This window comes from Streptomyces similanensis (genome assembly GCF_039543625.1).
In the GTDB taxonomy this organism is placed as follows: Bacteria; Actinomycetota; Actinomycetes; order Streptomycetales; family Streptomycetaceae; genus Streptomyces; species Streptomyces similanensis.
Map to the genome: position 1 here is coordinate 41,915 of NZ_BAABKC010000060.1, position 8,216 is coordinate 50,130.

Genomic DNA, 8,216 nt, shown 5'->3' on the forward strand with positions numbered 1-8,216 from the left:
CCTCCCCGATGAGCGCCCCAGTCCCGAGCTGAGGATACGCGGAGTAATCGCGGCCTGTGGCGGGGGTGCGGCGGGGCGGCGGCGGTGCGGCGGCGGGGGCGGGGCTCACTCAGTCGGCGTGAGGGCGGAAGCGGCGGGGCTCACTCGGTCGCGTGAAGGTGGAAGGAGCGGGGCTCACTCATTGGGCGTGAGCGCGGCGGGGGCGTCCGTCATGCCCAGGCGTTCCTGTTCCTCCTCGACGATGCGGCGGGCCAGTTCGAGGTCCGACACGTCGATTGCGTCCGGCGTGGCCTCGGCGACGGCGCTGCGGCGGGCGTAGGCGTCGAAGAGGCGGGTCTTGCGCTCCAGCATCCGCACCAGGCGCTCGTCCACGCCCCCGGTGGCGAGGAGGCGGTGCACGCGGACCGGCCGGACCTGGCCCATGCGGTGGGCGCGGGCGACCGCCTGGTGTTCGGCGGTCGGCTTGACCTGCGGCTCGCACAGGACGACGACGGAGGCGGCCTGGAGGTTGAGCCCCACCCCGGCCGCCTGGATCTGCGCCAGGAGCACCGCGGGGCCGCGGACGCCGGCGAAGTCGTCGACGATCCGCTGCCGGCGCGCGGCCGGCACGGCGCCGGTCAAGGGGCCGAACACGGGCACGGGGTCGCCGGGAGCCGGGGCAAGCGCCTCCCCCACCACGCCCAGCACGTCCTTGAAGTGGGAGAAGACCACCGTCTTCTGCCCGTTCTCACCGGCTTCCCGGACGATCTCGCGCAGCCGCTCCAGCTTGGCCGACTTCTCCGGCCGCGCGTACGCCGCCCGCCGCATCGCCATGAAGTTGCCGGCGCGCACGGCCGCCCGGTAGGCGTCCTCGTCCGAGGCGCTCGGCTCCTCCCACTCGTCGGTGTGCTGGAGGCTCGGGAGTTCGGTGAGCACGTCCTGCTGGTTGCGCCGCAGGTACACCGGCGCGACGGCCGCGCGGAAGGCGACGGAACCCACGACCGCGTCCCCCTCGCCGAGCGCGTCCGCGAGCGCCGCGTCGAGCATCCGGACCAGGTTGCGGAACTCGGCGACCCGGTTCTCCATGGGGGTCCCGGTCAGGAACAGGCCGCGCTCGCACCGCCGTGCCCACAGGGCGACGGCCTGGGACCGCTTGGCGGCGGGGTTCTTCACGCAGTGCGCCTCGTCGACGACGAGCATGCCGACCTCCCCGTCCTCGGGCGCCGGGAATCCGCGCAGCGCGTCGAACGTGGTCACCGCGACCCCGCCGCGCTCCTTCCAGTCGGCGTACGCCTCGTGCCGGCCGGGCCCGTGCAGCACTACGACGCGCAGCGCGCTGCGGGTCCCGACCTCGCGGGTCCAGTTGACGAGGACGCTCGCCGGGCAGACGACCAGGAAGCGGGTGTGCCCCTCGGCGGCCAGGTGCGCGAGCACGGCGATGGCCTGAACGGTCTTGCCGAGGCCCATCTCGTCACCGAGGATCACCTTGCGCCGGGCGAGGACGAACCGCGCGCCGAAGGCCTGGTAGCCGCGCAGGGAGACCCGCCGGTGCGTGTCGTCCAGGCGCTGGTCCCGGACCCGTTCGGCGATCTCCTCGGGCAGGAAGCCTTCGGCGGCGGCGGTGTCGGGCGGGCGCCCGGCGATCTCGGCGAGCAGCCCGTAGTACTCGGCGGAGCGCAGTTCGAAGTCCACCCAGGCCGCGAGGTCGGACGGTACGGCGCGCAGCAGGTCCACCGATGTCTGGGCGAACAGCTCGGGCAGTTGGGCCCGTTCCGCCTCCGCCACGAGCGAGCGGAGCGCGGCGACCGCCGCCAGGGCACGCGCCTTCTTCTCCCGTCCGGCCAGCAGCAGCCGGAACCGTCCGGCGGCGGGCCCGGCGTCGGCCAGCAGCGGACCGAGCCGCTGCGTCAGGGCGGCGGCCGCGGCGACCGCGCGCTGCGCGTCGGGTCCGGCCTCCACGAGCACGTGCAGGGCCCTGACCAGGGCGGTGGTGCGCGGTTCCGGCCGGTCCGGGTCGATGTGGACGGCCGCGGTCTCGTGCACGGCCTCAGCGAGCCGCCGGGCGGCGGCGAGCAGCTGGTCGGCGGTGCGCTGCCCGACCCCGGGAATCTGCCGCAGCCGGTAGGGGCCGGCGTCGAGCACCTGCCCGACCGTGCGCAGCCCGCTCTTCTCCACGCTCCCGAGCCGCAGCCGCCCCTCGGTGACCTCACTCAGCCGCCCGACCGGCAGCGCGTCCAGCTCCCGCCGCACCACGGCGTCCCGCAACGGCTCCAGCGCGGCGCGCACCGCCCCGACGGCCCGCTCATGATCCCCGACCACCCCACCCGCACCCTCCCCAAGCCGCCCCGCCCGCCCCACCCACTCCCACCCGCCCCGCCCCACGGCCTTCAACTCCCTCCCACCCGCACTCCCGGCCCCGACAGCCCAACCACATTCCAGCACCACCCCGGCCCGGAAAAAGCCAAGGGCCCGACTCCGAAGAGCGGACCCCACTGGACCTGCCTGCGCACACCGAATCAGCGACGCGACGCCATCCTCTCCACTCCACACCTTGAGACACCTTGAGGCGGAACATGTAGTACAGGGCTGCGGCCTGCGGAAACGAGGTTCCGCAGGGTCGTGTCCAGTACCGATCCAGCACCGTAGAAACTCATCCAGCGTTGTGTACACATGGGACACTCGGTACGCTTGAGCGCATGACACAGCCGCCGCCCAGAGAGACCATCCGCGACGTGCGCGCGCATCTGGCGGAGGTCGTGGAGCGCGCCGACCGCGATGACGTACCCACCGTGATCACACGCCGCGGCAAGGAAGTCGCCGCCGTCGTCTCCATCGAGGTACTGCGCAAGTACCAGGAGTGGGAAGAGCGCGAGATCAATCGGATCATCGACGAGCGCATGGCCAACCCCGCACCCGGCATCCCGATCGAGGACATCATGAGGGAGACGCTGGCGCGCGGTGAGTGAGTACCGAACCGTCTTCCGCCCCGAGGCGCAGGCCGAGCTTCGGAAGATCCCGCGCGAGATGGCGCTGCGCGTCCTGGCCAAGCTGACCGAGCTGGAAAGCGATCCGCTCGGCTTCAACACCACCGCACTCGTGTCCCAGCCAGATCGCCGACGCCTGCGGGTTGGCGACTACCGCGTCGTCTACACGATCGACGACGGAGAACTGGTGGTCTGGGTCGTTCACGTGGGGCACCGGTCCACCGTTTACGACACCTGACCATTCTGCGACCCTCTTGCGGCCTCCGCCTGGCCGCCTCACCCGCCCAAGAGGCTCCTCACCGGCCTCCAACTCGAACACGCCCTTGCGAACCGTGGTCTCACTCACCGAGGCCGCCCGCGCGACGGCCCGAACACCACCATGTCCCAGGACACGGGCCTCCGCGGCCATCAGCAGCCGTCGCTGCCGCTCATCCAGATGCGGGAACAACACCGCGAACTTCACAGCGAGTTGGGTACGGATCTCGTCCGGGATGCGCATACCACACCAACGAGCCACGGGACGGGAAGCAACACCTTGATGATCTGCAAGCCCTTAGCAGCGCCTTCCGTCGCCGGCCTGCATTGCACGGGCCGCGTCCCACAAGAAAACGTCCCGGACGTCAGTAGTGATAACGAGCCGCGAGAATGACGATTTCCTTGTCCGTGACCAGGTAGACGAGGCGGTGCTCATCGTCGATCCGCCGCGACCATGCCCCGGGCAAGTGGTACTTCAGCGGCTCGGGCTTGCCGATCCCCGTGAAGGGGTCACGCTTGACGTCCTCGATGAGCTTGTTGATCCGAGCGAGCATCTTCCGGTCGTTCTTGAGCCAGGACGTGTAGTCCTCCCAGCCCTGATCCTCGAAGACCAGCCTCACGCGGCACCCGCACCTGCGTCCGGTGACTCGGGATCGATCAGCTCACGCTCCGACACGTTGATGTGCGACAGGGCGTTCTCGTACGCCTTGAGCAACCGCCGGGCGTTCGCCGGCGAGCGCAGCAGGTAGGAGCCCTCGCGCAGCGCCATGTAGTCCTCGGCCGAGACAAGCACCGCGTTACCGTGCTTGGAGACGATCTCGATGGCCTCATGATTCTCGTTGACCTTTTTGATCAACGGAAACAGTTCCTTGCGCGCTTCACTCGCAGTGATGGACATGACCGCAACCTCCCATCAAGTGGTACTCAATAACGTACCACTCTTCGTGTCATCTGAGAGAGGAACCGACTGATGGTGCCTCAGCTGATCCAGCACCCATCCAGCACGAGGAAAGGCCAAGGGCCCACCTCCGGAGAAGTGGGCCCCATCTGACCTGCCTGTTTGCCACGTCAACGACGTGGTGTTATTTCATCCGCTCAGACGTTGAACCGGAATATCTGCGGCCTGATCCTGACCTGCGGCGGAGCCCCCTCTAGGGCTCTGACCTGGGATTTCCCGGTTGGCATGCGTTGGCTCCCGACGGCCGTTTACGGGTGTCCTGCGGACTGGCTGCGGACTGCCCGGGTACCCCGGAGGCAGAGAAACCCATGGCACCCCGGCGGGACCTGCAACGAGACTGCACGGGTGAGCGACTCCTACCCCTGCCCGTGCTGCGGGCACCGCGTGCTGGGCGCGATGCCCGGCTCGTACGAGATCTGCCCCATCTGCTTCTGGGAGGACGACGGGGTCCAGTTCCGCTGGCCGACCATGGCCGGAGGGGCGAACAAGGTCTCCCTGATCGAGGCCCAGCGGAACTACCGGGAGTTCGGAGCCTGCGACCAGCACGGCCGGCGGTACGTCCGCCCTCCGGCCGAGGACGAGCCGCTCGACCCCGCCTGGCGCCCCATCGACCTGACGCGCGACTCCTTCGAGGACTGGACAGCCGAGGACCGCGCCCCGTGGCCCGACGACTACTCGGCGCTCTGCTGGTGGCTCCCCACTTTCTGGCGCCGGGACCACTCCGCGTCATGACCTCCCACATCGAGGCACTCGTCCAGCGGCTCGACGGCAAGGCCGACGAGTCCTACGACGCCCGTGCGGAGCTGATCTGGATCGGCGCCGACGCCATACCCGCCGTCATCAACGGCCTGCCTTCCCTCGGCGGCTTCGGTCAGCTGACCGCCATCGAGGTCTTCGAGGAGGTGGGCGATCCCTGTTGCGGCCCCGCTCTCATCGGCCTGCTGGACAGCGACAACCCGACCGTCCGCGAATGGGCGGCCATGGCCCTGGCGAGCCTGGAGATCGACGGCGCCATCGAGCCCCTGCGCCGCGCCTACCGCGCCTGCCTGGAACGGGCGACCCCACCGGACTGGACCGAGTCCGTCGGCATCCGCTGGGCGCTGACCGAACTCGGCGCACGCACGCCCGTCGTCCCACCGCTCACCGCACGCCTACGAGCCGCCACCGCGGACGACGCCCCTGGCTGGCCCTCAACCCACTTCACCGAGATCATCAACGACCTCGCCGACCATGCCCAGGTGATCCTCTACTCCCAGTTCTGGCGCGTGGACGCCGGCGGCACGTACGGCATCTCCGGCACTGGCCTGGACTGGGAACTCGACTGGACCGCGCCCTGGCAGCACCTGGTCGAAGAATCCCGCACCTGGTCCCTACTGGAAGCCTCCGAAGCCCCCGCCGGCGACAACATCTTCGTCGCCCCCACCTGGATCGACCGTACCGACCTGTACCCGGAGAGGTGACCGATGCCGTCCCAGCACCCCGAGGAGATCGGCTACGGCTACGTCATCGAGCGCTACGCGACAAGGAAGGACTCAGGCCACGCGCGCTACCTCGTCCTGAAAAGTGGTCGGTTCCTGCGGCCCGAGTGGCCTCACGCCGAACGTTTCGCCCATCACCTCATCGACGACTCGGCCACGATCACCGATGCCGAGCTGGAAGCCCTCCTCGGCTACGAGTGGCGCTCACGCCTTACCGCCGCCTGGCTGATAGGCGTAGGCCGACGCGCCACGTTCCGCGAACGCATCGGCGACCTGCTCCTGGCCAGCGAGTTCTGTTTCTCCGGCAGCGCCTACTGCTTCGCCCTGGCCCGCTTCGGCACCCACGCGGACGCCGAGATCCTCACCGCCTACCTCGACCATTACCTCCCCCGCGCCGACCTCCGCTACGACCAGCCCGCAGCCCTCGGCGCCCTCCTCCGCCTCGACGCCCACCTCGGCACCCACCATGCGGACCGCTTCACCCAGCCTGACGGTCTCTGGGACCAGTGGGTCAATGCCCTGGCCCACCTCCGCGACCACCCCGCATACACCCCCGTCGAGCGGCGCCGCTCGACAGACCTCCAGTGCGAGTTCGCCAACGGCTGGCGACGCCTGTAGGTCGCGGCGTAATCACACGATCCAGGCCCCTAGTTCCCACCAGGTAAGGGCGTGAACAAGCCAAACGCACACCAGAAAGCCGGTTCTGCCCGACGATGGCAATGCGGAAGACCGCCGACACGCGGAGACAGGGGGAACCATGCGCATCGACGTGCGGGTAGGGGCCGAGGCAGACGAGCTGCGTTCACTGCACCAGTGGCTGGGGGCAGACAGAGAGATCCGCAGGTCGTCCTCCTTGACACTCCAGGAGCAGCCTCCCGAGCCAGGGCACATGGGCGGTTTGCTGGACGTCATCCAACTGGTGACTGACAACGGATGGAGTGCTGCCTCCTTCGTGGTGGCACTGGCCGCCTGGAAGCGAACCAGGCCCCAGGACCCGCGGATCGAGATCAGGCGGGGTGACACCGTGATCGTTCTTACCCAGGGCAGCGATGCCGAGATCGCACGTGTCATTCGTGCCCTTGAGACCTCGACCGAGGATGAGGCACCTGGGACATGAGCGTGTTGCCCGACCCCGGCGCGACCCGAGCCGTGCTGATCGGCACCAGCCACTACGACCACCTGGAGTCGCTGCCGGCTGTGTCCAACAACCTGACCGCTCTGGCCGAGGCGCTGACCGGACCCACCTCTTGGACCCTGCCGCAGGAGCACTGCACGATCCTCTCCAACCCCACGACCGCAGAGATGACGATGGCCGCAGTGCGAGCCGCAGCCGAGCAAGCGCGCGACACCGTGCTGATCTACTTCGCCGGTCATGGGCTGGTCGACCCCGAAGGGGACCTCTATCTGGCCATGCCGCAGTCCAAGCAGCGACGCGTAGAGACCGGCCTGCCCTATCGGTGGATACGGCAGGCCCTCTTGAACGGCCGGGCCGATCGATGTGTCGTTGTCCTCGACTGCTGCTACAGCGGTCTGGCCCTCGGGACGATGGGCGGCCCATCAGATCTGGCCGATCAGGCGGCCGTGGAGGGAACATTCCTGCTGGCCGCTGCTGCAGAAACACGCCAAGCTCTCGCCCCGCCGGACGAGACCTGCACCGCGTTCACCGGCGAGCTCCTCGACACGCTTCAGACGGGCATCCCCAATGGGCCTGAGCTGATCGACTTTGGAGCGCTGTACCGGCACTTGCGGATCAGGCTGGCGGCTAAGGGGCGCCCCGACCCACAGGCGAGAGACAGGAACACCGGGGCCCGACTCGCTCTCGGCCGCAACCTGGCCTGCCTGCCCACAACCGCGACCACCCCTTCTGCCGACGGGGAGCCAGCCACAGCGCGCTCCTGGCCGAGTCCCTCGGGAATCCGCACTGTCAGGGGTTTCTTCAAGTCGTTGGCCGATGTTCGTGTGACGAGCGGTCTCACCCATCAGATGGTTAGCCAACGTTCCGGTGGACGCATCTCACCCGGTACCGTCAGCCGGCTTTTGAACCGCGAGAGCCTTCCCAAGACCTGGCACACCACAGCGGCGTTTCTGTCCGCCTGTGGCGTGCCGGATCAGCAGGTCGCTGAGTGGTATGCCGTCTGGACGCGGTTGCTAACGGATACGACGACCGACGCCGCACCGCACACCGTCCCGCACCCGCGCCAGCACCAGAAGCCCACTACGTTGCAGCGGTTGACCGGAAGACTGTCTCGGCGAAACGGTCGCAGTCGAGATCACCGTTCAGGGAGTAGCTGAGGCAGTCGGAGACGCCTGCTGCGGAGCCGGAACAGGTGCCTCGCTGTCATCACCGAAGACCGTGTTCCAGGCAGCAATAGCCAGCAACGCCGCCGCAATCACAAGGCCCGTCGCAGGCTTCTTCACCTGCTTGGCGGCCGGCGGCCGCACCCAGTGCCCTGCCCGGTAGTAGGGCTTGTCGCTCTTCTGCGCCACCGCGCTCCCCCCGTTATGTTTTCCGCGGTTCCGCAATGGGGCCGCTGGCCTCCGGGCCCGGCATGACTGTTGCCC

11 protein-coding genes and 1 pseudogene are annotated in these 8,216 nt (G+C 68.9%); 7 read left to right on the forward strand and 5 right to left on the reverse strand.

The window, feature by feature from the left end:
- Positions 1 to 174: 174 nt before the first annotated feature.
- Positions 175 to 2,370, reverse strand: a complete 2,196-nt coding sequence (locus ABEB07_RS21250) for a DEAD/DEAH box helicase (RefSeq protein WP_425589047.1) — start codon at positions 2,368 to 2,370, stop codon at positions 175 to 177.
- A gap of 305 nt (positions 2,371 to 2,675) precedes the next feature.
- Here ABEB07_RS21250 and ABEB07_RS21255 point away from each other — a divergent pair, with 305 nt between their 5' ends.
- Together ABEB07_RS21255 and ABEB07_RS21260 are read left to right on the forward strand one after the other, a co-directional pair.
- A complete protein-coding gene (locus ABEB07_RS21255) occupies positions 2,676 to 2,945 on the forward strand; it encodes a type II toxin-antitoxin system Phd/YefM family antitoxin (RefSeq protein WP_345669818.1) in 270 nt (89 codons plus the stop codon).
- The gene (locus ABEB07_RS21260) at positions 2,938 to 3,201 is read left to right on the forward strand and encodes a type II toxin-antitoxin system RelE family toxin (protein ID WP_345669819.1); all 264 of its coding nucleotides are present in this window, start codon (positions 2,938 to 2,940) and stop codon (positions 3,199 to 3,201) included. The genes ABEB07_RS21255 and ABEB07_RS21260 overlap by 8 nt, the downstream gene beginning before the upstream one ends.
- A 3-nt stretch (positions 3,202 to 3,204) precedes the next feature.
- Here ABEB07_RS21260 and ABEB07_RS21265 read toward each other — a convergent pair.
- The 3 genes and pseudogenes from ABEB07_RS21265 to ABEB07_RS21275 all read right to left on the reverse strand — a co-directional run.
- Positions 3,205 to 3,462: pseudogene (locus ABEB07_RS21265) on the reverse strand (ISAzo13 family transposase); the annotation flags it as partial.
- A 121-nt stretch (positions 3,463 to 3,583) separates the two neighbouring features.
- The gene (locus tag ABEB07_RS21270) at positions 3,584 to 3,838 is read right to left on the reverse strand and encodes a Txe/YoeB family addiction module toxin (RefSeq protein WP_009321768.1); all 255 of its coding nucleotides are present in this window, start codon (positions 3,836 to 3,838) and stop codon (positions 3,584 to 3,586) included.
- Entirely contained in the window at positions 3,835 to 4,116 is a 282-nt protein-coding gene (locus tag ABEB07_RS21275; RefSeq protein WP_053623546.1) for a type II toxin-antitoxin system Phd/YefM family antitoxin, read from the reverse strand. Before ABEB07_RS21275 ends, ABEB07_RS21270 begins: the two co-directional genes overlap by 4 nt.
- Before the next feature lie 405 nt (positions 4,117 to 4,521).
- Here ABEB07_RS21275 and ABEB07_RS21280 point away from each other — a divergent pair, with 405 nt between their 5' ends.
- The 5 genes from ABEB07_RS21280 to ABEB07_RS21300 all read left to right on the forward strand — a co-directional run bounded on the left by ABEB07_RS21280 (position 4,522) and on the right by ABEB07_RS21300 (position 7,946).
- Positions 4,522 to 4,908, forward strand: a complete 387-nt coding sequence (locus tag ABEB07_RS21280; RefSeq protein ID WP_345669820.1) for a CPCC family cysteine-rich protein — start codon at positions 4,522 to 4,524, stop codon at positions 4,906 to 4,908.
- Positions 4,905 to 5,636, forward strand: coding sequence for a HEAT repeat domain-containing protein (locus ABEB07_RS21285; protein ID WP_345669822.1), 732 nt, complete (start codon positions 4,905 to 4,907; stop codon positions 5,634 to 5,636). The genes ABEB07_RS21280 and ABEB07_RS21285 overlap by 4 nt, the downstream gene beginning before the upstream one ends.
- Before the next feature lie 3 nt (positions 5,637 to 5,639).
- The gene (locus ABEB07_RS21290) at positions 5,640 to 6,272 is read left to right on the forward strand and encodes a DUF6000 family protein (RefSeq protein WP_345669823.1); all 633 of its coding nucleotides are present in this window, start codon (positions 5,640 to 5,642) and stop codon (positions 6,270 to 6,272) included.
- A 139-nt stretch (positions 6,273 to 6,411) separates the two neighbouring features.
- Positions 6,412 to 6,771 (forward strand): effector-associated constant component EACC1, encoded by a 360-nt coding sequence (locus ABEB07_RS21295; RefSeq protein ID WP_345669824.1) that lies wholly within the window; start codon positions 6,412 to 6,414, stop codon positions 6,769 to 6,771.
- Positions 6,768 to 7,946: a caspase, EACC1-associated type gene (locus ABEB07_RS21300; RefSeq protein WP_345669825.1), complete on the forward strand. Its 1,179-nt coding sequence runs from the start codon at positions 6,768 to 6,770 to the stop codon at positions 7,944 to 7,946. Before ABEB07_RS21295 ends, ABEB07_RS21300 begins: the two co-directional genes overlap by 4 nt.
- Here ABEB07_RS21300 and ABEB07_RS21305 read toward each other — a convergent pair.
- Positions 7,932 to 8,141, reverse strand: a complete 210-nt coding sequence (locus ABEB07_RS21305; RefSeq protein WP_189510193.1) for a hypothetical protein — start codon at positions 8,139 to 8,141, stop codon at positions 7,932 to 7,934. The two genes, ABEB07_RS21300 and ABEB07_RS21305, sit on opposite strands and share 15 nt — an antisense overlap.
- Positions 8,142 to 8,216: the final 75 nt, after the last annotated feature.

Excerpts from the sequence above, each read along its gene's own strand:
- ABEB07_RS21255 (WP_345669818.1), top strand. The coding sequence starts at position 2,676 with ATGACACAGCCGCCGCCCAGAGAGACCATCCGCGACGTGCGCGCGCAT.
- ABEB07_RS21300 (WP_345669825.1), top strand. The coding sequence starts at position 6,768 with ATGAGCGTGTTGCCCGACCCCGGCGCGACCCGAGCCGTGCTGATCGGC.
- ABEB07_RS21285 (WP_345669822.1), top strand. The coding sequence starts at position 4,905 with ATGACCTCCCACATCGAGGCACTCGTCCAGCGGCTCGACGGCAAGGCC.
- ABEB07_RS21275 (WP_053623546.1), bottom strand. The coding sequence starts at position 4,116 with ATGTCCATCACTGCGAGTGAAGCGCGCAAGGAACTGTTTCCGTTGATC.
- ABEB07_RS21295 (WP_345669824.1), top strand. The coding sequence starts at position 6,412 with ATGCGCATCGACGTGCGGGTAGGGGCCGAGGCAGACGAGCTGCGTTCA.
- ABEB07_RS21290 (WP_345669823.1), top strand. The coding sequence starts at position 5,640 with ATGCCGTCCCAGCACCCCGAGGAGATCGGCTACGGCTACGTCATCGAG.